General features: G+C 59.7%; 25 protein-coding genes and 1 riboswitch. Of the genes, 12 read left to right on the top strand and 13 right to left on the bottom strand.

What is annotated here, in order from left to right:
• A partial coding sequence (locus F8N62_RS22540) for a dihydrodipicolinate synthase family protein (protein WP_191632423.1) occupies positions 1 to 114 on the bottom strand: 114 nt, incomplete at its 3' end.
• 328 nt (positions 115 to 442) lie between these two features.
• On the opposite strand from F8N62_RS22540, the gene F8N62_RS22550 reads away from it, so the two are divergent.
• Together F8N62_RS22550 and F8N62_RS22555 are read left to right on the top strand one after the other, a co-directional pair.
• Positions 443 to 1,003: a glycine cleavage system protein R gene (locus F8N62_RS22550; protein ID WP_008034925.1), complete on the top strand. Its 561-nt coding sequence runs from the start codon at positions 443 to 445 to the stop codon at positions 1,001 to 1,003.
• Positions 1,004 to 1,013: 10 nt separating this feature from the next.
• The gene (locus tag F8N62_RS22555) at positions 1,014 to 1,487 is read left to right on the top strand and encodes a peroxiredoxin (RefSeq protein WP_150712751.1); all 474 of its coding nucleotides are present in this window, start codon (positions 1,014 to 1,016) and stop codon (positions 1,485 to 1,487) included.
• A gap of 94 nt (positions 1,488 to 1,581) precedes the next feature.
• Here the strand turns inward: F8N62_RS22555 and F8N62_RS22560 are convergent, their stop codons facing one another.
• Both F8N62_RS22560 and F8N62_RS22565 read right to left on the bottom strand, forming a co-directional pair.
• Entirely contained in the window at positions 1,582 to 2,652 is a 1,071-nt protein-coding gene (locus F8N62_RS22560) for an AI-2E family transporter (RefSeq protein ID WP_150712752.1), read from the bottom strand.
• Between the two features lie 31 nt (positions 2,653 to 2,683).
• A complete protein-coding gene (locus F8N62_RS22565) occupies positions 2,684 to 2,923 on the bottom strand; it encodes a sulfurtransferase TusA family protein (RefSeq protein ID WP_150712753.1) in 240 nt (79 codons plus the stop codon).
• 98 nt (positions 2,924 to 3,021) lie between these two features.
• Between F8N62_RS22565 and F8N62_RS22570 the strand changes: the two genes are divergently transcribed.
• Complete coding sequence (locus tag F8N62_RS22570; RefSeq protein WP_150712754.1) at positions 3,022 to 4,455, top strand: M48 family metalloprotease; 1,434 nt, start codon at positions 3,022 to 3,024, stop codon at positions 4,453 to 4,455.
• Between the two features lie 66 nt (positions 4,456 to 4,521).
• Here the strand turns inward: F8N62_RS22570 and F8N62_RS22575 are convergent, their stop codons facing one another.
• The 4 genes from F8N62_RS22575 to rpoE all read right to left on the bottom strand — a co-directional run bounded on the left by F8N62_RS22575 (position 4,522) and on the right by rpoE (position 8,295).
• Positions 4,522 to 5,949, bottom strand: coding sequence for a DegQ family serine endoprotease (locus F8N62_RS22575; protein WP_150712755.1), 1,428 nt, complete (start codon positions 5,947 to 5,949; stop codon positions 4,522 to 4,524).
• A gap of 181 nt (positions 5,950 to 6,130) precedes the next feature.
• Complete coding sequence (locus F8N62_RS22580; protein WP_150712756.1) at positions 6,131 to 7,087, bottom strand: MucB/RseB C-terminal domain-containing protein; 957 nt, start codon at positions 7,085 to 7,087, stop codon at positions 6,131 to 6,133.
• A gap of 8 nt (positions 7,088 to 7,095) precedes the next feature.
• Positions 7,096 to 7,683, bottom strand: a complete 588-nt coding sequence (locus tag F8N62_RS22585) for an RseA family anti-sigma factor (protein ID WP_150712757.1) — start codon at positions 7,681 to 7,683, stop codon at positions 7,096 to 7,098.
• A gap of 30 nt (positions 7,684 to 7,713) precedes the next feature.
• On the bottom strand, positions 7,714 to 8,295 hold the full coding sequence (gene rpoE / locus F8N62_RS22590; RefSeq protein WP_007944079.1) for an RNA polymerase sigma factor RpoE: 582 nt from the start codon (positions 8,293 to 8,295) through the stop codon (positions 7,714 to 7,716).
• A gap of 557 nt (positions 8,296 to 8,852) precedes the next feature.
• On the opposite strand from rpoE, the gene nadB reads away from it, so the two are divergent.
• Entirely contained in the window at positions 8,853 to 10,469 is a 1,617-nt protein-coding gene (nadB, locus tag F8N62_RS22595) for an L-aspartate oxidase (RefSeq protein ID WP_150712758.1), read from the top strand.
• Here the strand turns inward: nadB and F8N62_RS22600 are convergent.
• Both F8N62_RS22600 and F8N62_RS22605 read right to left on the bottom strand, forming a co-directional pair.
• Entirely contained in the window at positions 10,438 to 10,890 is a 453-nt protein-coding gene (locus F8N62_RS22600; protein WP_150712759.1) for a protein YgfX, read from the bottom strand. The two genes, nadB and F8N62_RS22600, sit on opposite strands and share 32 nt — an antisense overlap.
• Positions 10,874 to 11,128, bottom strand: coding sequence for a succinate dehydrogenase assembly factor 2 (locus tag F8N62_RS22605; protein ID WP_033054070.1), 255 nt, complete (start codon positions 11,126 to 11,128; stop codon positions 10,874 to 10,876). The genes F8N62_RS22600 and F8N62_RS22605 overlap by 17 nt, the downstream gene beginning before the upstream one ends.
• Before the next feature lie 149 nt (positions 11,129 to 11,277).
• Between F8N62_RS22605 and F8N62_RS22610 the strand changes: the two genes are divergently transcribed.
• Both F8N62_RS22610 and F8N62_RS22615 read left to right on the top strand, forming a co-directional pair.
• Complete coding sequence (locus tag F8N62_RS22610; RefSeq protein ID WP_150712760.1) at positions 11,278 to 12,219, top strand: YgfZ/GcvT domain-containing protein; 942 nt, start codon at positions 11,278 to 11,280, stop codon at positions 12,217 to 12,219.
• Between the two features lie 33 nt (positions 12,220 to 12,252).
• Positions 12,253 to 13,074 carry an HDOD domain-containing protein gene (locus F8N62_RS22615; RefSeq protein ID WP_150712761.1) on the top strand — a complete coding sequence of 274 codons (822 nt, stop codon included), beginning with the start codon at positions 12,253 to 12,255 and terminating at the stop codon, positions 13,072 to 13,074.
• Between the two features lie 111 nt (positions 13,075 to 13,185).
• Here the strand turns inward: F8N62_RS22615 and F8N62_RS22620 are convergent, their stop codons facing one another.
• Together F8N62_RS22620 and F8N62_RS22625 are read right to left on the bottom strand one after the other, a co-directional pair.
• A complete protein-coding gene (locus F8N62_RS22620; protein ID WP_150712762.1) occupies positions 13,186 to 14,571 on the bottom strand; it encodes a sensor histidine kinase in 1,386 nt (461 codons plus the stop codon).
• Entirely contained in the window at positions 14,564 to 15,235 is a 672-nt protein-coding gene (locus F8N62_RS22625; RefSeq protein ID WP_150712763.1) for a response regulator, read from the bottom strand. Before F8N62_RS22625 ends, F8N62_RS22620 begins: the two co-directional genes overlap by 8 nt.
• Before the next feature lie 381 nt (positions 15,236 to 15,616).
• Here F8N62_RS22625 and F8N62_RS22630 point away from each other — a divergent pair, with 381 nt between their 5' ends.
• From F8N62_RS22630 to F8N62_RS22645, 4 genes are read left to right on the top strand one after another with little or no spacing between them, the layout of a single operon-like run.
• The gene (locus F8N62_RS22630) at positions 15,617 to 16,594 is read left to right on the top strand and encodes a Bug family tripartite tricarboxylate transporter substrate binding protein (protein ID WP_150712764.1); all 978 of its coding nucleotides are present in this window, start codon (positions 15,617 to 15,619) and stop codon (positions 16,592 to 16,594) included.
• 58 nt (positions 16,595 to 16,652) lie between these two features.
• Positions 16,653 to 17,111 carry a tripartite tricarboxylate transporter TctB family protein gene (locus tag F8N62_RS22635; protein ID WP_150712765.1) on the top strand — a complete coding sequence of 153 codons (459 nt, stop codon included), beginning with the start codon at positions 16,653 to 16,655 and terminating at the stop codon, positions 17,109 to 17,111.
• A 1-nt stretch (position 17,112) separates the two neighbouring features.
• Complete coding sequence (locus F8N62_RS22640) at positions 17,113 to 18,627, top strand: tripartite tricarboxylate transporter permease (protein ID WP_150712766.1); 1,515 nt, start codon at positions 17,113 to 17,115, stop codon at positions 18,625 to 18,627.
• On the top strand, positions 18,620 to 19,660 hold the full coding sequence (locus tag F8N62_RS22645) for an AbrB family transcriptional regulator (protein WP_150712767.1): 1,041 nt from the start codon (positions 18,620 to 18,622) through the stop codon (positions 19,658 to 19,660). Before F8N62_RS22640 ends, F8N62_RS22645 begins: the two co-directional genes overlap by 8 nt.
• A 161-nt stretch (positions 19,661 to 19,821) precedes the next feature.
• Here F8N62_RS22645 and ung read toward each other — a convergent pair whose 3' ends face one another.
• Entirely contained in the window at positions 19,822 to 20,514 is a 693-nt protein-coding gene (ung, locus tag F8N62_RS22650; RefSeq protein ID WP_150712768.1) for a uracil-DNA glycosylase, read from the bottom strand.
• Positions 20,515 to 20,646: 132 nt separating this feature from the next.
• Here ung and F8N62_RS22655 point away from each other — a divergent pair, with 132 nt between their 5' ends.
• Positions 20,647 to 21,759 (top strand): enoyl-CoA hydratase/isomerase family protein, encoded by a 1,113-nt coding sequence (locus F8N62_RS22655; RefSeq protein WP_150712769.1) that lies wholly within the window; start codon positions 20,647 to 20,649, stop codon positions 21,757 to 21,759.
• 116 nt (positions 21,760 to 21,875) lie between these two features.
• On the opposite strand, the gene F8N62_RS22660 is transcribed toward F8N62_RS22655, so the two are convergent.
• Positions 21,876 to 22,331, bottom strand: a complete 456-nt coding sequence (locus F8N62_RS22660; protein WP_150712770.1) for a hypothetical protein — start codon at positions 22,329 to 22,331, stop codon at positions 21,876 to 21,878.
• A gap of 348 nt (positions 22,332 to 22,679) precedes the next feature.
• Positions 22,680 to 22,780: riboswitch (guanidine-I (ykkC/yxkD leader) on the top strand.
• 62 nt (positions 22,781 to 22,842) lie between these two features.
• Here F8N62_RS22660 and F8N62_RS22670 point away from each other — a divergent pair.
• On the top strand, positions 22,843 to 23,910 hold the full coding sequence (locus tag F8N62_RS22670) for a putative urea ABC transporter substrate-binding protein (protein ID WP_150712771.1): 1,068 nt from the start codon (positions 22,843 to 22,845) through the stop codon (positions 23,908 to 23,910).
• Positions 23,911 to 23,919: the final 9 nt, after the last annotated feature.

Genomic DNA, 23,919 nt, shown 5'->3' on the forward strand with positions numbered 1-23,919 from the left:
CGCGTGGGTGCCGTTTTGCAGGTGAAAGTCCACCAGTTTGCTCAGGCTGTCCCAGTCGAGACGACCTTGTGCATCCATGGGTGTGACCAGTGCCACCATACTGCCCGCAATCATGCAACCGCTCCTGCCGGAAAAAGAGAGCCGTAATGGTACTGGCGCCAAGATGCTTGTACAAGCGAAGTACTGCGCTGCTGCCATTCCCCTTGGCGCTGCTTTTCGCTACCCTTCAGACTTTGATCGGTACTGACACGCTCGCAAGCCGGGTTCCAGCCTCCATTTTCGGCATCACAAGCCCCGATCCAGCGTTGCCACCCCTCGCTCTTGCCACACTGGAGCACGTTGCAACCTTCGGCTCGGGTTTTCTGAATTCGCATCCGCAGGCTCGCCCCCGGCAAAAAAAGCCCGTAGAAGTATCGACCGCTCATCGCTTTAGGAATGCTGCATGTCCACCCCCACAGTTCGCGAACAATTCCTTGTCATCAGTGCCCTCGGCGCCAACCCCATGGAGCTGACTAACGTCCTGTGCCGCGCCAGCCATGAAAACCGCTGCGCCGTGGTCACTTCTCGCCTGACCCGCCATGGCGAGTGCAGTGCGTTGATCCTTGAAATCTCCGGCAGCTGGGACGCCCTCGCGCGCCTGGAAGGCAGCTTGCCGAGCCTTGCCAAAAAGCACGCCTTCACGGTCAACGTGGTGCGCAGCGCGGCGCTGGAAAACCGTCCACAGGCCTTGCCGTACGTGGCGTATGTCAGCTCGGCCTACCGCTCCGACATCATCAACGAGCTGTGCCAGTTCTTCATGGACCACAACGTCGAGCTGGAAAACCTGACCTGCGACACCTATCAGGCCCCGCAAACCGGCGGCACCATGCTTAACGCCACGTTCACCGTGACCTTGCCGGCCGGCGTGCAAATCAGTTGGCTGCGCGATCAGTTCCTCGATTTCGCCGATGCGCTGAATCTGGATGCCCTGATCGAGCCGTGGCGCCCACAAAACCCAATGTAAGGAAGCTTTCATGGCCGTTGCCATCGACCAACCGGTTGCCGACTTCGAAGCACCCGCCACCAATGGACAGACCGTCAGCCTCGCAGGCCTTAAAGGCAAGCAAGTGGTGATCTACTTCTATCCGAAGGACAGCACCCCGGGTTGCACGACTCAGGGCCAGGGCTTTCGCGATCAGCTTGACGCCTTTAAAGCGGCCAACACCGAAGTGTTCGGTGTATCCCGCGACAGTTTGAAATCGCACGAAAACTTCAAGGCCAAGCAGGCGTTTACCTTCGAGCTGATCAGCGACAAGGAAGAAGCGCTGTGCCAGTTGTTCGATGTGATCAAGCTGAAGAAGCTGTATGGCAAGGAATACATGGGCGTTGATCGCAGCACGTTTTTGATCGACAAGCATGGCGTGCTGCGTCAGGAATGGCGTGGTGTGAAGGTGCCGGGGCATGTGGATGCGGTGTTGGCGGCGGCTGAGGCCCTGAACAAGGCCTGACTCAAGAAGATCGCAGCCTTCGGCAGCTCCTACAGGTTTTGGCGTACACCTGTAGGAGCTGCCGAAGGCTGCGATCTTTTTTTGCGCCATCAATTTAAAGCAATGGCGCCACCACCGGCTCCTTGCGCGGCCACGCATCCAGCACCGCTTTGAACAGCGTCGCCAGCGGTATCGCAAAGAACACCCCCCAAAATCCCCACAACCCGCCAAACAACAGCACCGCGCAGATGATTGCCACCGGGTGCAGGTTGACCGCTTCCGAGAACAGCAGCGGCACCAGCACGTTGCCATCCAGTGTCTGAATGATTCCGTAGACCGCCATCAAATAGATGAACTGATCGCTCCAGCCCCACTGGAACAGCGCAATCAGCAGCACCGGCACGGTCACCACCACCGCTCCGACATACGGCACTACCACCGACACACCCACCAGCAACGCCAGCAGGGCCGCGTAGTTGAGCCCGAGAACGACAAACGCGATGTAGGTCACCCCGCCGCAGATGAAGATCTCGATGACTTTGCCGCGAATATAATTGGCGATCTGGCGGTTCATTTCATGGGCCACACGGGTGATCAGCGCGCGCTCACGCGGTAGATAGCCACGCACCCACTGGCCAATCATCTCCCGGTCCTTGAGAAAGAAAAACACCAGGATCGGCACCAGCACCAGGTAAATCATGATGTTGACCAACAGCGGTAGACTCGATAGCGAGAACGTCAACGCCCACTGGCCAAACTTGCCGATTTCGCCCCGCGCCACTTCGATGGCCTGCAACACTTGCTCATCGGACACCAGGTGCGGGTAGCGCTCGGGCAACAGCAACAACAGCGATTGCCACTTGCCGAGCATGCCCGGCAGCTCGTTGAACAGCGTGATCAACTGATGCCAGAGCAACGGCACCACGACAATAATGAACACCAGCAAAACGCCCATGAACAAGGCGAAGACCAGCCCTACCGCCACCCCGCCCGGCACACGCAGGCGTTCAAGCGTGACCACCAACCCCTGCATCAGATACGCCAGCACCATCCCGGCAAGCACCGGCGCGAGCATGCCGCCCAAAGTCAGCACCGCGGTGAACGCCAGAAACAGCAGAACCGCCAGCACCACTGCTTCTTCATCCGAGAAATAGCGCTGAATCCAGTCGCGTAAAACTTTGAACATCAATAATCCTTAGAAACGAACGCAGCAGTTTTCAGGCTTTTTTCAACCAGTAGCGGTAAACGCCCGCTTCATCTTCTTCGCGAAGCAGCGTATGACCGGCTAACCGGGCAAAGGTGCGGAAGTCGCGCTGCGAGCCCGCATCGGTGGCGATCACCTTGAGCACCGCGCCGCTGGCCATGCGATTGAGTTCGAGCTTGGCCTTGAGCAACGGCAACGGACAATTCAGGCCGCTGGCGTCCAGTTCGGCGTCATGGGCTACAGTGTCAGTCATTGCGTTACTCCGGGTCAGGTGGTCGAGCGGCTTAGAATATCTGGTCCGAAGCGTACTGTCCGGCTACAGTAAGGTCTTTGTCGACTAAGGCTTTGTGCATGACTTTTTTGCGCCCTACCCTGCTGACGCTCGCTTGCCTGCTCGCCTCACCGGGCTTCGCTGACGACTTGCCGTCACTCGGCGACGCCAGTTCTGCCATTGTCTCGCCACAACAGGAATACCAGTTGGGTCGCGCCTGGCTGGCGCTGCTGCGCAGCCAGGTTTCCCAGCTCAACGACCCGCAGCTCAAGGATTATGTCGAATCCAGTGTCTATCGGCTGGTGGAAACCAGCCAGGTCAACGACCGGCGCCTGGAATTCATCCTGATCAACAGCCCGCAACTCAACGCCTTTGCGGCGCCGGGCGGGATTGTCGGGGTCAACGGCGGTTTATTCCTCAATGCGCAGACCGAGGGTGAATATGCCTCGGTACTCGCTCACGAATTGGCTCACTTGTCGCAGCGTCACTTTGCCCGTGGCGTAGAAGCGCAGCAACGCATGCAGGTGCCGATGATGGCCGCACTGCTGGCGGGGATCGTGATTGCCGCCGCCGGCGCCGGCGATGCCGGAATCGCGGCCATTGCGGGTACGCAGGCAGCGGCGATTCAGGAACAACGACGTTTTTCGCGCCAGAACGAACAGGAAGCCGACCGTATCGGCATTCTCAATCTGGAAAAAGCCGGTTACGACCCGCGCTCGATGCCGACCATGTTCGAGCGACTGGCCCGGCAATACCGCTTCGATGCCAAGCCACCGGAATTTCTGTTGACTCACCCGGTGACCGAATCGCGGATCGCCGACACGCGCAACCGTGCCGAGCAAGCCAAAGCGGGCGGCATCGAAGACACCATGCGTTACCAGCTGATTCGTGCGCGGGTTCAGCTGATTTACGAAGAAACCCCCGGCCTGGGCGCCAAGCGCTTCCGGGCTCAACTGGATGAAAACCCGAAAAACGACGTTGCCCGTTATGGCCTGGCAATCGCCCAGATCAAGGGCGGGCAGTTGAACGAAGCGCGGGAAAACCTCAAGGCACTGCTGGCGAAGTCGCCTAACGAGATCATTTACAACCTGGCACAGGTCGATCTGGACATCACCAACAATCGTCTGCCCGATGCACAAACCCGGGTGGACCGGATGCTGACTCAGTACCCGGGTAACTATCCGTTGAATCAAGTGCGCGTCGATCTGCTGCTCAAGCAGAACCGGGCGCCTGAGGCGGAGAAAGCGCTGGAGAGCTTGCTCAAGAGCCGCCCGGATGACCCTGACGTCTGGTACATGGTGGCGGAAACCCGAGGCCTGTCTGGCAACATCATCGGCCTGCATCAGGCACGCGCCGAGTACTTTGCGCTGGTCGGCGACTACCGCCAGGCCATTCAGCAACTGGACTTTGCCAAGCGCAAGGCCGGCACCAACTTCCCGCTGTCATCGCGCATCGACGCTCGTCAACGGGAGCTGATGGAGCAGGAGCGCATGGTCAAGGACATGATGGGCTGAGACTTTTCACCACGCACAAAAAAACCGCCTCTTTCGAGGCGGTTTTTTCATTCAGCAACAACCGGCTTATTCAGCCAGCTTGAACGTGATGAAGCTGGCGCGATTCTGACGCAGAACCCGCATCGACACCGAGCGGTTCTTCGGCAGCGCCTTGGCGATTTCAGCAAACTCTTTGCTGTCGTTGATCGCCTGGTTATTCAGGTGAGTGATCACATCGTTTGGCTGCAAGCCAATCAGCGAGGCAGGACCGTCCTGAACTTCCTTGATCACCACACCACCTTTCAGGTCGTAGGTTTTCTTTTGTTCAGCGGTCAGATCGGCAACAGCAACGCCCAGACGATTGCTATTGGTTTCAGCACCGGACTTCAGACTCGAAACCAGCTCTTTCCCTTCGTCCGGAATTGCGCCAACCGTCAGCTCGACATTCTTGCGTTTGCCCTCACGGATCACCTCAAGGTTGGCCTTCGCGCCTTCTTTAAGGGCGCCTACCAAGTGCGGCAGATCAGCCGACATGACGATCGGTTGACCGTTCATGCTCAGTATCACGTCACCGACTTGCAGGCCACCCTTGGCGGCCGGGCCGTCGTCCTGGATTTGAGCGACCAATGCACCGGCTGGCTTCTCAAGACCGAACGACTCGGCCAGGTCCTTGTTCACTTCCTGAATGACTACACCCAACCAGCCACGGCTTACTTTGCCGCCGCTTTTCAGCTGATTGGAAACGTCCATGGCCACGTCGATAGGAATCGCGAACGACACCCCCATGAAGCCACCGGAGCGAGTGTAGATCTGTGAGTTGATGCCTACGACCTCGCCCGCGAGGTTGAACAACGGGCCACCGGAGTTACCCGGATTGATCGGCACGTCAGTCTGGATGAACGGCACATAGTTTTCGTTCGGCAGACTGCGACCGATGGCGCTGACGATGCCCTGGGTTACCGTATGGTCGAAACCGAAGGGGGAGCCGATGGCCACGACCCATTGCCCGGCCTTCAGGTCCTGGGATTTGCCAAGCTTCAGGACGGGCAGATCCTTGCCCTCGATTTTCAGCAAAGCCACGTCGGAACGGGGATCGGTGCCGACCAGTTTGGCTTTCAGCTCACTGCGGTCAGCGAGACGAACGAGGATTTCGTCGGCATCGGCGATCACATGGTTGTTGGTGAGGATGTAGCCGTCAGAGGAGATGATGAAACCTGAACCCAGCGACTGGGCTTCTCGCTGACGATCACCGCGTGGCGTACGCGGTTGTTGCGGCATGCCACGCTCGAAGAACTCGCGCAGCATGGGCGGTAACCCTTCGAGGTCGGGCATCTGCTCGTTTACTCTGCGATCCGGCAGTTTCTGCGTGGTGCTGATGTTCACCACCGCAGGCGACGCCTGTTCAACCAGTTGGGTAAAGTCAGGCAACTCGACTGCTTGTGCAGCGACCGCCTGACCGAGCACCAGCACGGTGGCAAAAATGGAAAGGTAAGACTTCAAGCGTGGTATCGACATACGGCTCCCGTTACGACGAGCATGGTTAAGCGATATGGAGCAAGGAACACCGGGAACAATACGCCGGTATTTTTGTTCCGGGAACAACAAACAAGGCCAGAGCCGAGGGGCTCTGACCTATAAAAAATTTCAGGGAGGATTGCAAACTGAAATGCTCACCAAACATTTCGATGGCAGCTCACTACTGGGTGGCAGTGGCATCGGTGCGCATGGACAGCGCAATCCGTTCCGCGGTACCGGCAGGAATTTCACCGACCACGGTAACCATCATCTCGCCTTGCGGCGTTGTCAGGCGGCGAGACACAGCGACTGTCGGCCCCAGCTGAGTGCGGGTATCGGTCACGGCCGCCCCATTCAACGGTTCGAGGAACACCGAGAACCGGGCCAGGCCATCGTCGTACATCAGACTGTTGATTTGGGTTTTGGTCCCGGGGTCCTTGCGCGATGAGCTGCTGGTCAGCTCAAAACCTGCAGGCAACCAGTCCGAATGCCAGGTTTGCGCGGTTTTGACGGCTGTGGCTTTATTGCTGTCGAGGGCGACGGCCTTGCAATCAGCGCCCGGCTGCAAATCACTGTCGGAGGGGGCACGGGAGGTGTCCAGCTGAGTGAACTGAAAGCGTTCCAGCAACTGCCCTTTATCATTCAGGAGCAATGATTTAAGTGGCAAGCCGGTTTCTTTGTCCAGATGCAGCTCGAAGCCGTATCGATGTTGATCGCGGGGCGTCAGTGAAACAATAACCGCCGCACGCCCGGCCACACGCGACTTGCCGATGACGGCAAGGTCGTACCAATTCTTCAGCTTTTGTGGATCGAGTACCCGGGCAGCGGAATTGGGGGAATCCCCCAGTCCTGCAATCAGGGTGCCGCTGACGCATTGAGTGTGTCCATCAATGCGCACGACTTCCTGCGCAGAGCCATCGAGCTGGAGCAAACGCTCGCGGACTTTGCCATCCTGGACACGATGCCAGATGTTGTGGGTAGAAAAGCTGCCGTTACGCTCGTAGACGAAAGTACCGTGAAAGCTTTGCTGTTGCTCGGCCTGGCCAAGACGGGTCAACCAGTCCTGGGCTTCATCGGCATGGGCTGGAACAACAAACCAGCCACCGAGCAGAAGCGTAAGTAGAGGGATGGCGCGCATGGTCCTCCTTAGCGGTTTTCCAGGCTTGCTGCACGAGCGTAAGGCAGAGCGCTCTCAGTACCTTTCAATGCAGCCTGTTGAGCATGTTGGCGCAAGTAACCTGGCAGACGCTGATCGTGCCAGCCTGGCTGACCTTGCAGTACGCCATTGGCCATAGGGCCAGTAGCTTCCGAACTCTCACTATAGCCTGCCAATACAGCGGGGCCTTTAACCTGAGGAACGGCCAGACCTGGTTGGGTCGATTGCTGAGCCAGCTCGACGCCGGCGATTTCGTCCTGGTTGTAGAGACGAACACCTGCCAGTACGGCGACGGTAACCGACGCTGCGACGGCCAGACGACCCAGGCTGCGCCATGGACCACGGGAGGCTTTTGCTGGCACGGCTTCTTCAGCCAGTGCAGCCGAAACTGCCGCCGCAATATCCAGGCGTGGAAGCAGCAAATCCTTGTGCATTACTGCCCGAGCGATTTGATAACGAGCCCATGTTTCACGGGTTTCAACATCGTCAAAGGCATTCAGTACCCGACGCAATTCCAGTTCGTCCGCTTCGTTATCCATCACTGCGGACAGCGATTCCTGCAGGGCTTCACGACTCATGGCGTTCCTCTCTTGGCTATCGCCGCTGTCTCAGTTTTCCTGCAACAACGGCTGCAGGGCTTTATCGATGGCCTCCCGAGCGCGGAAAATCCGGGAGCGCACGGTACCCACCGGACATTGCATGACGGCTGCAATGTCCTCGTAACTCAGACCGTCGAATTCACGTAAAGTTAAAGCCGTACGCAAATCTTCTGGCAGTTGCTGAATGGTTCGATGGACGGTGCCTTCGATCTCATCCCGCAGCAATGCGCGTTCTGGCGACTCGAGATCCTTGAGGCCATGATCGCCATCGTAGAACTCTGCATCTTCGGAACTGACATCGCTATCCGGCGGCCGGCGGCCGCGTGAAACCAGATAGTTTTTCGCCGTGTTAATGGCGATGCGGTAAAGCCACGTATAAAACGCGCTGTCTCCGCGAAAATTTCCAAGTGCACGGTACGCCTTGATAAAGGCTTCCTGCGCCACATCCTGGGCTTCATGGGTGTCGTGCACAAAACGCACGATCAACCCGAGAATTTTGTGCTGGTATTTCAGCACTAGCAGATCAAAAGCTCGCTTGTCGCCGCGTTGAACGCGTTCGACCAGCTGCTGATCCTCTTCCTGGGTTAGCATGAACTCTCCTCGATAAGCTCGGAGGAAGCTTGCATAACTAAACGACCAGACTTGCAAACATAGACTCGGGCTTTTCGCAAAAGTTCTCCCCCTCCAAGCAAGTTTCCTGCGGGCTCTGATTTGGCACGCACGAAAAGCGCAGCTCGGGTTAACCCGGCTGCGCGAATAATCTTGTCATCGGATTCGCCGGCATGGATCAAACCGCAATCCCGCATTGAAGCCGACACTGTCCCTTGAATCAGGCAACGGTCTATTGATCTTGGGCCTTTGGCAAAAGTTCCATATATTTATAGCCGCCCCAGCCCGACATTGTGCAACCGTGTACGGAAAACGACTGTTACATCCACGATACAGTCGCGTTGTCGCCGAACCTGCGGAAAAACCATCCGACGAAGCGTCAGGTTTTTTCCGTCACTGTAGTTTCACAATGCCATGTGAGCACGGCTATTGTGCCGCTCCCCCCCTCTATATACTAGTGGGCTGTGTGCCTGCCTTGACTCGCCGTTACAGGAGTCAGGCGCCCACCCCGACCCGGGTCGCTTTGAGCGGAATCTGAAATGAGCCAACAGTTTCAACACGATGTTCTGGTCATTGGCAGCGGCGCTGCCGGTTTGAGCCTTGCGCTGACCCTGCCCGAGCATTTGCGCATCGCCGTTCTGAGTAAAGGCGACCTCGCCAATGGCTCGACTTTCTGGGCCCAGGGCGGCGTCGCTGCCGTACTGGATGACACCGACACCGTTGAATCACACGTCGATGACACCCTCAATGCCGGCGGCGGCCTGTGTCACGAAGACGCCGTGCGCTTCACCGTCGAGCACAGCAAAGAAGCCATTCAGTGGCTGATCGACCAGGGCGTACCCTTTACTCGCGACGAGCAATCGGGCACCGAAGACGGCGGTTTCGAGTTTCACCTGACCCGCGAAGGCGGTCATAGCCATCGACGCATCATCCACGCCGCCGATGCCACAGGCGCTGCGATTTTCAGAACCCTGCTCGACAAAGCCAGGCAACGTCCCAACATTGAACTGCTGGAACAACGGGTCGCAGTTGATCTGATCACCGAAAAACGCCTTGGCCTGGAGGGCGACCGCTGCCTCGGTGCCTACGTCCTCAATCGCAGCACCGGGGAAGTGGACACCTACGGCGCACGCTTTGTCATCCTCGCATCCGGTGGCGCCGCCAAGGTCTACCTCTACACCAGCAACCCCGACGGTGCTTGCGGCGACGGTATCGCCATGGCCTGGCGCTCGGGCTGTCGGGTGGCGAATCTGGAATTCAATCAGTTCCACCCGACGTGCCTGTATCACCCGCAAGCCAAGAGTTTTTTGGTCACCGAAGCCCTTCGCGGTGAAGGCGCACACCTGAAACTGCCTAACGGCGAGCGTTTCATGCAGCGTTTCGACCCGCGCGCCGAACTCGCGCCCCGGGACATCGTCGCCCGCGCCATCGACCATGAGATGAAGCGGCTCGGTATCGACTGCGTCTATCTGGACATCAGCCACAAGCCCGCAGAGTTCATCAAGACGCACTTCCCGACGGTGTACGAGCGCTGCCTCGAATTTTCCATCGATATCACCCGACAACCGATCCCGGTGGTGCCGGCGGCACACTACACCTGCGGCGGCGTGATGGTCGATCAACAAGGTCGAACCGACGTGCCGGGTTTGTACGCCATCGGCGAAACCAGCTTCACCGGACTGCATGGCGCCAACCGCATGGCCAGCAACTCGTTGCTGGAATGCTTCGTTTACGCCCGCTCGGCGGCGGCGGACATTCTTCAACAGTTGCCGCAAGTGTCAATTCCAATCGCCCTGCCCGTCTGGGATGCGAGCCAGGTCACCGATTCGGATGAAGACGTGATCATTGCGCACAACTGGGATGAACTGCGGCGGTTCATGTGGGACTACGTCGGCATCGTGAGGACCAACAAGCGCCTGCAACGGGCGCAGCATCGCGTGCGCCTGCTGCTCGACGAAATCGACGAGTTCTACAGTAACTACAAGGTCAGTCGGGATTTGATCGAGCTGCGCAACCTGGCCCAGGTGGCCGAACTGATGATTCAGTCAGCCATGGAGCGCAAGGAAAGTCGCGGCCTGCATTACACCCTCGACTACCCGAACATGCTGCCGGTCGCGCTGGACACTATTCTGGTGCCGCCCACCTACGTCGACTGAAAGTGAGTCGAACCCGCAGGCGTCGGTGCAGATCCGCCGCCTGCGAATCCCGTGGCACGCAAATCGCCCGGACTCGCCGCTCGCCCCGCAGGCGAAAACGCAGCACTACAATCAAGGGCAGCGCCAGACTGTCGCGCCGCAGTTGAACCGCCTGCCAACCGCCCGCCTGACTCCATAATTGCCAGCCATCTACATCGCAACGCAAACCGCGAAACGCCTGTGGGTGTGTCAGCAAAATCTGCCGCGGCAATACCCAGGCACCGTGCGCCAGACAGCACAACGCGGCGGGCAAACTGGCCCAGACGGGTAGGGAAAGAAGAAACAACGAACCCAGCGCGAACAGCTGGGCCAGCAGATACGCCGCCAGCAACTGCCGTGAGGCGTGCCAGCGGCATTCGAACGCATTACTTGGGCTGGACACGGTCCAGGATCATGCGGACCATGCGCTGAAGCTCGGGGTCTTCCGATTCGGCGCGTTCCATGAACCAGCCGAACATGTCCTGATCTTCGCATTCGAGCAGCCTGCGGTAGCAGTCGCGATCGACATCGTTGAGGTGCGGGTAGACCTCCTTCACGAACGGTACCAGCAACACATCAAGTTCAAGCATGCCGCGGCGGCTGTGCCAGTAGAGGCGATTCAGTTCAACATCTTCGACCATGGAGCGCTCCTCAAATAGGCGGCAAGTATACAGCCCCCGGCACCCCCGAACAGTCGGCTTTGGTCGGGCACTGCCGACCTTTTGTGAACTACCCATTTCATGGGCGCGCCCTTATGATGTCTCCCAGACTCTTTACCCTGCGATGACCCATGGCCGATTCCGCTTTTTTCTGCACCCTGTCTCACGAAGGCGTTCTCGCGGTCCGCGGCGCCGACGCCGGCAAATTTCTGCAAGGCCAGTTGACCTGCAACCTCAATTACCTCAGCGACACCCAGGCCAGCCTGGGCGCGCGCTGCACGCAGAAAGGCCGGATGCAGTCCAGTTTCCGCATCCTGCTGCAAGGTGACGGCGTGCTCATGGCCATGGCCACCGAGCTGCTGGAGCCGCAACTGGCAGACCTGAAAAAGTACGCAGTGTTCTCCAAGTCAAAACTGACCGATGAAAGCGCTGCCTGGGTCCGCTTCGGCGTCGATCAGGGTGATGCCGCACTCAAGAGCCTGGGCCTTGAGCTGCCGGCAGACACCGACAGCGTTGCGCGCCATGACGGGTTGATCGCCATCCGCGTCTCGCCGCACCGCGCCGAACTCTGGGTCGCTGCCGATCAAGCCGATGTCATCAAGGGCCAACTGTCGGCCCTGCTCGCCGAGGGCGATCTCAATCAGTGGCTGCTGGGCCAGATTCGCGCCGGGATCGGTCAGGTCATGCCGCCCACCCGTGAGCTGTTCATTCCGCAGATGCTCAACCTGCAAGCCGTCGGTGGCGTGAGTTTCAAAAAGGGTTGCTATACCGGTCAGGAAATCGTCGCGCGGATGCAATACCTGGGCAAACTCAAGCGCCGCTTGTATCGCCTGTCGCTGGACGCCAGTGAATTGCCTGAGCCCGGCACACCGCTGTTTTCTCCGACCCACGGCAGTTCCATCGGTGAAGTGGTGATTGCTGCACGTGGCGAGCAACGCATTGAACTCCTGGCCGTGCTGCAAGCCGAAGCTGCAGAAGGTGGCAATGTTCATCTGGGTACGCTCGAAGGGCCGGCCCTGCATCTGCTCGACCTGCCTTATGAACTGGATCGCGATCGCGAAATCCAGCGTTAAAGCCGCACTTGTTGCAACACCTAGAGAAAAGAAATGAGCGAGCTGGCGGATAAGGTCCAACAGGATTTGGTTGAGGCCATCGATAACGATGACCTGGTTCTGCCAACGTTACCGGAAGTGGCCCTGCAGATCCGCAAGGCCGCAGAAGACCCGGAAATCAGTGTCAGCACCCTGAGTAAAGTGATTGGCCGGGACACGGCGCTGTCGGCGCGCCTGATCAAAGTGGTCAACAGCCCGCTGCTGCGCGCGACTCAGGAAGTCACGGACTTGCATACCGCTATCACTCGGCTGGGCGTCAACTACAGCAGCAATCTGGCCATTGGTCTGGTCATGGAGCAGATTTTTCACGCGCGCTCTGAAGTAGTGGAAAAAAAGATGCGCGATGTCTGGCGCAAGAGCCTGGAAATTGCCGGCGTCAGCTATGCGCTGTGCCGCAGCTACACGCAACTCAAACCCGATCAGGCGGCACTTGGCGGGCTCGTGCATCAGATCGGCGTGTTGCCCATTCTGACCTACGCCGAAGACCACTATGAATTGTTATCGGACGCGGTCAGCCTCAACCACGTCATTGATCAGATTCATCCGTTGATTGGCGACAAACTGCTCAGGGTCTGGGATTTTCCGGAGATGCTGGTACAGGTTCCGGGGTTGTATCTGGACTTTAACCGGCAGTCGAAGCGGGTCGATTATGTAGACCTCATACAAGTGGCCAGCCTGTATTGCCACAAGGGCACTGACCATCCACTTGCCCGGATCGACGCATTTGATGTGCCGGCCTTCAAGAAGCTGGGGATTGATCCGGACAACGACGCAATGTGCAGGGACCTGGAAGAATCGCGCTCGATGTTCTATTGATCACTGTGGCGAGGGAGCTTGCTCCCGCTGGACTGCGCAGCAGGCCCTCTTTGGGGTCGCTTCGCAACCCAGCGGGAGCAAGCTCCCTCGCCACACTATGTATCCAGCAGCTTACCCCGCAATAAAACTCACCCGCACTTTCAACCCCGCCTTCTCTCCATCATGCAAACTGATCTGGGCCAGATGCGCGCGGCAGATCTCGCCGACAATCGCCAATCCCAACCCTGACCCTGCGACCTGCTGATTACGCCGGTAGAAGCGCTCGAACACCCGATCACGTTCTTCCAGCGGAATCCCTGGACCATCGTCTTCAACCTCCAGCACTGCCGGCGCCGAGACGCGCAAGATCACATTGCCGCCGGGCGGCGTATGGGCCAGCGCGTTATCCACCAGATTGCTCAACAGCTCGTTCAACAACGTCGGCTCGCCGCGCAGCCACACCGGCTCGTCCGCTTCCAGCGCCAAGGCCACGCCGCGCTTGTGGGCCAATGGCGCCATTGCCATGCCCAACTCACGGGCCAACTGGCTCAAGTCCAGCAACTGCGCGCCACCTTCGGCGATCGCCCGGGCGCCGTTTTCGACCCGCGCCAGCGAGAGCAGTTGATTGGCCAGGTGGGTCAAACGGTCCGTGCCCTGAGCGGCGGTTTCCAGGGTGTCACGCCAGGTCTCGGGCTCTGCCGAACGCAGGCCCAGTTCCAGTCTCGCCTTGAGCGCCGCCAACGGCGTGCGCAATTCATGGGCGGCGTCGGCGATGAACTGCGCCTGCCGCTCGAACTGCCCGCGCAGACGCTCGGTAAAGTGATTGAGCGCGCGCACCAGCGGCCACAATTCGTGCTGCACTTCCACCAGCGGCAGCGGCCGCAGATCGTCGGACTGGCGTTCTTCCACCGCGGTGCGCAAGCGTTCCAGCGGACGCAGTGCCGCACTGACCGCGAACCAGACCATCAGCAAGGCGCCGACCGCCAGCATGCCCAATCGCAGCAGCGTATCCGCCGCCAGGCTGCGGGCCATGCTGACACGTGCCTCGTCGGTTTCCGCCACGCGGATTTCCGCCATGCCGTTCATGTTCGGTTCACTGACCGGTTTGAGCAGGCTGACCACCCGCACGTTTTGCCCCTGATACGTCGCGTTATAGAACCGCGCGAGTGCCGGATAGTCATCGGTGCGCGGCGTTCCCGGCGGCGGTGGCGGCAGGTTTTCGTAACCCGAGATGTGCTTTTGGTTGATGTCGTTGACCAGGTAGAAAATACGTCCGGCGCTGTCATAGGCAAACGTATCGAGGGCGACGTAGGGCACGTCGGCGCTGAGGCTGCCATCGCGTTGGGACACGCCTGCGGCGATGGTTCGCGCCGACGCCAGCAATGTCCGGTCATAGGCCGTGTCGGCGGCTTCGCGACCGTTCCAGTACGCGCTCAAACCACTGGCCAACATCAACACCACCAACAACAGCGCGAGGTTCCACAGCAACCGCCAGCGCAGGCTGCTGGGCTTATGCATCGCGGCTTTCCAGCAAGTAGCCCAGGCCACGGAAGGTCACGATGGCGACCGGTTGCCCGTCGAGCTTTTTGCGCAAGCGGTGGACGTAGATTTCGATGGCATCGGGGCTGGCTTCTTCGTCCAGACCGAAGACTTGTGAAGCCAGTTGCTCCTTGCTCATCACCCGACCAGGGCGGGCGATCAGCGCTTCGAGTACCGCCTGTTCGCGGGAGGTCAGGGTGAGCAGCTCTTCACCGAGGGTAAAGCGCCGGGTATCCAGATCGTACGCCAGCACGCCGCAGGTCTGCAGACGTTCACCGCCAAGCACACTGCGGCGCAGCAGGGCTTTGACCCGGGCTTCGAGTTCGGTGAGTTCGAACGGTTTGGCCAGGTAGTCGTCGGCACCCAGGTTCAGGCCATGGACCCGATCCTTGACGTCGCTGCGGGCGGTCAGCATCAGCACCGGCAGGTTCTTGCCCCGGGCGCGCAAACGCGCCAGCACTTCGAAGCCATCCATGCGCGGCAGGCCGACATCGAGGATCGCCATGGCGTATTCCTCGCTGCTCAAGGCCAGGTCGGCAGCCACGCCGTCATGCAACACATCCACGGTCAGCCCCGTGCTCTTGAGCGCCTGGGCGACGCTGTCGGCGAGTTGCAGATGGTCTTCGACGAGCAGAACACGCATGGATCTTTACCTCATTCAGGGATGTTCGACGCCATTCTTTGGCGCGGAGTTTACAGCCGCTTCCGCCGCTGTGAAGCCCGAAAACCGTGAAAGCCCTCTGAAAGGTTAGTGAAAGGTTCGACCGTTAGAGTCGGCCCACGGATGGTTTCGACTGCTGCCATCCAATCGTGCTTTGAAATGTAGCTCCCGAAAAACGCCTTGATGCGTTTTCGCCAATAAGAACAATAACGAGGTACTGCACCATGCTGACCCTACGGTTTTACCCTCGCCATCCCCGCCCTTTCCCATCGATTACGCTCGCCTTCGCCGAAACCGGCTGCACGGCGCAACCCTGTCGCACCTGAAACATTCCCAAAAACAATAACTCCCGTGGAGACACACATGAATCGATCACTGCGCCGTTTCGCCCTCGCCGCCAGCTGCATGTTATTTGCCGGCCAACTGATGGCCGAGCCCAAACGCCCGGAATGCATTGCCCCCGCCTCGCCTGGCGGTGGTTTCGACCTGACCTGCAAACTGGTGCAAAGCGCGTTGGTGAATGAAAAACTGCTGAGCAAACCGATGCGCGTGACCTACATGCCCGGCGGTGTCGGCGCAGTGGCGTACAACGCGGTGGTTGCTCAACGTCCGGCCGACGCCGGTACGCTGGTGGCGTGGTCCAGCGGCTCGTTGCTGAACCTGGCCCAGGGCAAGTTCGGCCGTTTCGATGAAACCAATGTGCGCTGGCTGGCCGCCGTCGGCACCAGTTACGGCGCCATCGCGGTGAAAAGCGATTCGCCCTACAAGACTCTGGACGATCTGGTTCAAGCGCTGAAGAAAGATCCGAGCAAAGTGGTGATCGGTTCCGGCGGCACCGTCGGCAGCCAGGACTGGATGCAAACGGCGCTGATCGCCAAGGCCGCCGGGATCAACCCGCGCGACTTGCGTTACGTCGCCCTTGAGGGTGGCGGTGAAATCGCCACGGCCCTGCTTGGCGGCCACATCCAGGTCGGCAGCACCGACATCTCCGACTCCATGCCGCACATCCAGAGCGGCGACATGCGCCTGCTGGCCGTGTTCTCCGACAAGCGTCTGGAAGAGCCGGAAATGAAAGACATCCCGACCGCCAAAGAGCAAGGCTACGACATCGTCTGGCCGGTGGTTCGCGGTTTCTACCTCGGGCCAAAAGTCAGCGATGAAGACTACGCCTGGTGGAAAGAAGCTTTCGACAAACTGCTGGCGTCCGAAGACTTCGCCAAGCTGCGCGATCAGCGTGAACTGTTCCCCTTCGCCATGACCGGCCCGGAGCTGGACACCTACGTGAAGAAGCAGGTGGCCGACTACAAAGTGCTGGCCAAAGAGTTCGGCCTGATTCAGTGATCGCCTCTGTCTAGCGGCTGCGGCCCCGTTTGGCGGGGTCGCGGCACAGGAGTTTTCCATGCTCTTACAACGTATTTTCGCTTCGGTGCTGTTGCTGGCCTGTGTGGGTCTGGCGCTGATGGCGTGGCCGTATCAAGCGGCTTTTTCCTACGAACCGGTTGGCCCCCGCGCCTTTCCACTACTGATGCTCTCTTTGATGGGCGTGGCGCTGTTGTACATGGTATTTCGCCCCGCACCGATCAAACACGACCCCGACGAACCGCCGATGGACCGCGAAACTCTGACCAAAATCGGTGTCTGCGTGGTGTTGCTGCTGGTGTTCGCGGGCACCTTTGAACCGCTCGGGTTCATTGTCGCGAGCATCCTGATCGGGATCCCGATGGCTCGCTTGTACGGCGGCCGCTGGCTGCCCAGCGTGGTGATCATCAGTCTGATGGCGATCGGACTTTATCTGTTGTTCGACAAAGTGATGGACGTGCCACTGCCCTTGGGCGTGCTCGACGTTCTGGAGAACTGACATGGATACTCTTGGCTATTTGGGACAGGGCTTCGGCGTCGCGCTGAGCCCGTACAACCTGGTGACCGCGCTCTGCGGCACGCTGATCGGCACGGTCGTTGGCCTGTTGCCGGGCCTGGGCCCGATCAACGGCGTGGCGTTGCTGATCCCGATCGCATTCGCCCTCGGCCTGCCTCCGGAGTCAGCGCTGATCCTGCTGGCGGCGGTGTACCTGGGTTGCGAATACGGCGGCCGGATCAGCTCGATCCTGCTGAACATCCCGGGCGAAGCCTCCACGGTGATGACCACCCTCGACGGCTACCCGATGGCCCGCAAAGGTATGGCCGGTGTAGCGCTGTCGCTGTCGGCGTGGAGCTCGTTCATCGGCGCTTTCATTGCCACCTGCGGCATGGTGCTGTTCGCCCCGCTGCTGGCGAAATGGGCGATTGCCTTCGGACCGGCGGAATATTTCGTACTGATGGTGTTCGCGATTGTCTGCCTGGGCGGCATGGCCGGTGATCGTCCGCTGAAAACGTTTGTTGCGGCACTGATCGGCCTGTTTCTGTCGACTGTCGGGATTGATGCCAACAGCGGCGTATACCGGTTCACCGGGGACAACATTCATTTGACTGACGGTATTCAATTCGTCGTGCTGGTGTTGGGCCTGTTCTCCATCAGTGAAATCCTCCTGCTGCTGGAAAAAACTCACCACGGTCAAGAAGCGGTAAAAGCCACCGGCCGGATGATGTTCAACTTCAAGGAAGCTTCGGCGGTATTCGTGGTGAATATCCGTTGTGGTGTGCTGGGTTTCATCATGGGCGTGTTGCCCGGTGCCGGCGCGACGCTTGCCAGCGCCGTGGCCTACATGACCGAGAAACGCATTGCCGGCGCCAAAGGTACCTTCGGCCAGGGCGACATGCGTGGCCTCGCGGCGCCGGAAACGGCCATCGGTGGCGCCGCGTGCGGTGCGTTGGTGCCGATGTTGACCCTCGGTGTTCCGGGTTCGGGCACCACGGCGGTGATGATCGGCGCGCTGTCGCTGTACAACATCACCCCCGGCCCCCTGTTGTTCCAGCAACAACCGGACATCGTCTGGGGGCTGATCGCTTCGTTGTTCATCGCCAACATCATGCTGGTGATTCTCAACATCCCGATGATCCGCATCTTCACCCGCATCCTTGCTGTGCCGAATTGGGCGCTGGTGCCAGTGATCGCGATCATCACCGGGATCGGCGTCTACGCGGTGCACGCCACCACCTTCGACCTGTTCCTGATGATCGGCATCGGTATCTTCGGTTACATCTTGCGCAAGCTCGACTTCCCGTTGTCGCCGGTGCTGCTCGGTTTCATCCTCGGTGGTTTGATGGAGCAGAACCTGCGTCGTGCGCTGTCGATTTCCAACGGTGCACTGGAAATCCTCTGGTCGAGCCCGATCACCTTCGGCGTCTGGGTATTGACTGCGATCATGCTGTTGATGCCGATCGTGCGGATCTGGCGCAAGCGTTCGGTCGCCCGTCGTGCGATTGCCGATGTCTGATCGAACACCCTTCAGCGCCTGGTGGGGTACGCCGCTGGTCGGCGCGCTGGGCGGTTTTCTCGCCAGTCAGATCGGCTGGCCGTTGCCGTGGATGGTCGGCTCGTTGCTGGCGATCATCCTCGTGCGCTGCCTGACACCCTGGCAACTAGCGGAAATCCCTGGCGGGCGCAAAGTCGGCCAGTGGGTGGTCGGCATCGGCATTGGCCTGCACTTCACCCCGGTGGTGATGGAGCAAGTGCTGAGCCATTTTGGCCTGATCTTCTTCGGTGCACTGATCACCAGCCTGTCCGCCGTGGTGGGCGTCTGGTTGATGCGGCGCACCGGAGAGGATCGCGCCACGGCGTTTTTCTCGAGCATGCCGGGCGGCTCCGGTGAGATGGTCAACCTCGGCGCGCGTAATGGCGCGGTGCTCAGTCGCGTGGCGGCGGGGCAAAGTCTGCGGGTGTTGGTCGTGGTGCTGTGCGTGCCGGCGGCGTTCAAGTATTTGCTGGGTGACGGCGCACCGGTTTTTCATCCGTCCGCCGTCAGCTGGGGGTGGCTGGCAATTCTTTTCCCGGCAGGCGCTTTGGCAGCCTTGATTTGGGAACGTCTTCGCCAACCGAATCCATGGTTGTTCGGGCCGTTGCTGGTCACTGCAGCGGTGAGCATTGGTTGGGATCTGCACATCGGTTTGCCGGACGGCGGCAGTCAGATTGGCCAGTGGCTGATCGGCAGCGGCTTGGGGTGTCACTTCAATCGGCAGTTTTTCCGGCGGGCGCCTTCGTTCATGGGCCGGACCTTGATTGGCACGGTGTTGACGATGTTGATTGCCACAGCGGCGGCGCTGGGCTTGAGTGCGCTGACGCATCTGGATCTGCGTTCGCTGACGCTGGGCATGATGCCCGGCGGGATTGCGGAGATGAGCCTGACGGCGGAGACCCTGCAATTGTCGGTGCCGCTGGTGACGGCGATGCAGGTGATGCGTTTGTTGTTCGTGTTGTTTCTGGCGGAACCGTTGTTCAGGTATTGGAACCGGGTGCCCGAGCAGACCTGACACCCTCCACTGTGGCGAGGGAGCTTGCTCCCGCTGGACTGCGAAGCAGCCCGATGCATGCAACACAGTTCTTACTGAAACACTGCATTCAGCGGGTTTACGACTGCTACGCAGCCGAGCGGGAGCAAGCTCCCTCGCCACATTAGCTCATCAAACTCGCATCAAATCGGCGGCAACCGCCACTCGATCGGCGTTTCGCCATTCTGCTCCAGAAACTTGTTGGTCCGGCTGAAGTGCCCGCACCCGAGAAACCCGCGATACGCCGACAGCGGCGACGGATGCACCGACGTCAGCACCAGGTGCTTGGTCGCATCGATCAGCTTCTGCTTGCTCTGGGCATGCGCGCCCCACAGCATGAACACCAGGTGCGGTTGCTCCCGGCTGACCACTTCAATAATCCGGTCGGTGAAAAACTGCCAGCCCTTGTCCTTGTGCGCATTGGCATTGGCGCGCTCGACTGTCATGGTGGTGTTGATCATCAAGACGCCCTGATCCGCCCAACTCTGCAAGCAGCCATGGCTCGGGATGTCGATGTTCAAATCACGTTTCAACTCTTTATAGATGTTCACCAGCGACGGTGGCGCCGGCACGCCCGGTTGCACCGAGAAGCACAAGCCATGGGCCTGGCCCGGGCCGTGATACGGATCCTGACCGAGGATGACGACTTTGACCTTGTCCAGCGGCGTCGAGTTGAGTGCGTTGAAAATCATCGGTCCCGGCGGATAAATCTCTTTGCCCGCCGCGCGCTCCTGTTGCAGGAAATTGCGCAACTCTGCCATGTAAGGCTGGTCGAATTCTGCACGCAGTGCCTCCTTCCAGCTCGGTTCGAGTTTGATACGGTCGTCAGCAGTCATGGTTACATCCGGCAAAAACAATGGGGCGAACCCTAGGAAAGCCCATCGCGCTTGTCAATTGATCTGACGCAGAACCGGCACTTTCCTGCATTGCGATCATACTGAACGCTCAAATTCCCGATCGAGGTCACGATGAATCTGCACTTCGAAGAACTCACCGGCACCGACGGCGCGCGCATCGGCGTTGCCAGCCTGGATGCCGAAAAGTCCCTCAACGCCCTCTCCCTGCCAATGATCAACGCCCTGCGCGATCAACTGGACGTGTGGGCCAGGGAACCGCAGATTGTCTGCGTGCTCCTGCGCGGCAACGGCGCCAAGGCCTTTTGCGCCGGCGGCGAAGTGCGCAGCCTGGTGGAAGCCTGCCGCGCGCATCCCGGTGAAGTGCCGCCCTTGGCCGCGCACTTCTTCGCGGCGGAATACCGGCTCGACTTCAACCTGCACACCTATCCGAAACCGCTGATCTGCTGGGGTCATGGTTACGTGCTCGGCGGCGGCATGGGCCTGTTGCAAGGCGCGAACATCCGCATTGTGACGCCGAGCAGCCGCCTGGCCATGCCGGAGATCAGTATCGGCCTGTACCCGGATGTCGGCGCCAGTTGGTTCCTGTCGCGCCTGCCCGGCAAGCTTGGTCTGTTCCTCGGACTGACGGGCGCGCACATGAACGGTCGCGATGCGATCGATCTGGACCTGGCCGACCGCTTTCTGCTCGATGAGCAACAGGAAAAGCTGATCGAAGGCTTGCTGCAATTGAACTGGCAGGAACAGACGCCGATGCAGCTCAACAGTTTGCTCAAGGCCTTGCAGCAGGAAGCGCTTGCGCACATGCCCGAAGCCCAGTGGCTGCCGCGCCGCCAGCAAATTGATGAACTGCTGGATGTCAGTGATGTGCGGTGCGCCTGGAAAGCCATCAGCCAACAGCGTGAAAGCACCGACCTGGTACTCAGCCGTGCCGCGCGGACCCTGAGCGAAGGTTCGCCGCTAACGGCGCATCTGGTGTGGGAACAGATCGCCCGCGCCCGGCATATGTCGCTGGCTGAAGTTTTTCAGATGGAATACACCTTGAGCCTCAACTGCTGCCGTCATCCGGAGTTCAGCGAAGGCGTGCGTGCGCGATTGATCGACAAGGATCAGAAACCGCACTGGCATTGGCCCGACATCAATAACGTGCCGGATGCAGTGGTGGAGGCGCATTTTCACAAGGCTTGGGAGGGGCGGCATCCGTTGGCGGATCTTTCCCAATACTGAATGTAAATGTGGGAGCGAGCCTGCTCGCGATGGAGGCGTATCAGACGATATCCAAGTTGTCTGGTACGCCGCTTCGCGAGCAGGCTCGCTCCCACAGGGATTGCGTTTAACTGAAATTAACGGTGGCTGCCTCGGCCATCGTGGCCGCCGCGCCCCCCACGATTATCACGCCCGCTGTGGCCGCCGCGGTTGTTATCCCAATTGCCGCGGTTGCGTCCGTCCCAACCGCCCCGACGATTACCGTCCCAACCCCGATTCTGATGCGCCCGATAATCGGCGCGCGGCGACGGCTGGTAATAACGCGGTGCCGGTTGATAAACCCGCGGCTGGTGGTAGTAGCGCGGAGTCGGCTGGTAATACCGGGCCGGCGGCGCGTAATAGCGACGCGGCGCAGTGTAATAACCGCCATTGGAGTAGTAAGCCCCGCCGCCGGAGTAGTACGGCGCTGGGGAGGTGTAGACCTCGGAACTGTAGTAGCTGCCTCCTCCATCGGAATAGGGTACGCACGCACCAACAGACAATCCCACTACAGCTATCAGAAGAATTTGGCGGAGCTGTTTTCGACAGAGCATAGCGGCCTCCTGGACCGCGAGTGAGCCACACCAGCGACGCTGGTGAGCGACAGTCAATTATTCGGTGACTGTCGAAAGATCAGACATCATTTTCGAAATCTGGTGCGGTCTGGCAACAAGTTGAAACATCTCGCCGATGAAAGGTTTTTCATAGTTCTCTGGTGGATCACTGGCCGTGAACGCTGCATCTCAGTGCACCGGTGCACCATCACAAAGCAGCGCAGCGGTCGCCATGCCAGGGCGTTGATCCCCAATCCCGCGTGCCAGAGCCCTGCGGCCAACTTGGCACGTCTCTCGCTTTAGCAAACCCGTGCAGGAGTCATCACAGGTTCGCGGCACCACAATTTGCAAATGGCTGACTAGGGTTCCGGCTCGCTTAGGCGAGTGGCTGGTCCGAGAGTTGGCGACCTCCAGTTGAGGTTACACGGCGGGACAAAAGCCCGGGAGACAAGCCACCGTTCGCGGTGCCGCGTTGACTCCTGCCCGCCCTTGATCAACTGGAGAACCACCCATGCTCAAGCTTCGTTTACCCGCCCTCCTCGCCGCTGCGTTCGCAGCTTTCGTGAGCGTCTCGTCCCAGGCCGCACAAAAAGACCACTTCAGCGTCTGCTGGACTATCTATGCCGGCTGGATGCCTTGGGAATACGCAGGCAGCCAGGGCATCGTCGACAAATGGGCGAAGAAGTACGGCATCAAGATTGATGTGGTGCAGCTCAACGATTACGTCGAGTCCATCAACCAGTACACCGCCGGCCAGTTCGACGGCTGCACCATGACCAACATGGACGCGCTGACCATTCCGGCGGCCGGCGGCGTCGACAGCACCGCGCTGATCGTCAGCGACTTCTCCAACGGCAATGACGGCGTCGTGCTCAAGGGCGACGGCAAGAAAGTCACCGACCTCAAGGGCATGGACGTCAATCTGGTCGAGCTGTCGGTCTCCCACTACTTGCTGGCCCGGGCGCTGGATTCCGTGGACCTGACCGAGAAAGACCTGAAAGTGGTCAACACCTCCGACGCCGATATCTCGGCCGCTTTCAATACCGATCAAGTCAACGCCGTCACCACCTGGAACCCGATGCTCTCGGACATCAAGGCCAAACCCGGCGTCACCGAAGTCTTCAACTCCAGCCAGATCCCCGGCGAAATCATGGACATGATGGTGGTCAACAGCGCCACCCTCAAAGACAACCCGGCGCTGGGCAAAGCGCTGACCGGCGCCTGGTTCGAAGTGGTCGAGTTGATGAACGCGAAAAATGCCGCAAGCAAAGCCACGCTGGAACACATGGCCAAAGCTTCCGGCACAGATCTCGCGGGTTTCCAGGCGCAACTGGACACCACCAAATTGTTCGCCACGCCCAAAGAAGCGCTGGACTTCTCTACCAGCAAGCAACTGCCGGAAACCATGCGCAAAGTGGCCGAGTTTTCCTTCCAGCACGGCTTGCTCGGTGAAGGCGCCAAAGACACCAGTGCGGTCGGCATGGCTTTCGCCAACGGCGTGACCAGCGGCGACAAGGGCAATCTCAAACTGCGCTTCGACCCGACTTACGTGCAGTTGGCCGCCGACGCCAAGTTGTAAAAAGAGGAC

The sequence above is a fragment of the Pseudomonas fluorescens genome (assembly GCF_902497785.1).
Lineage (GTDB): Bacteria > Pseudomonadota > Gammaproteobacteria > Pseudomonadales > Pseudomonadaceae > Aquipseudomonas > Aquipseudomonas fluorescens_BO.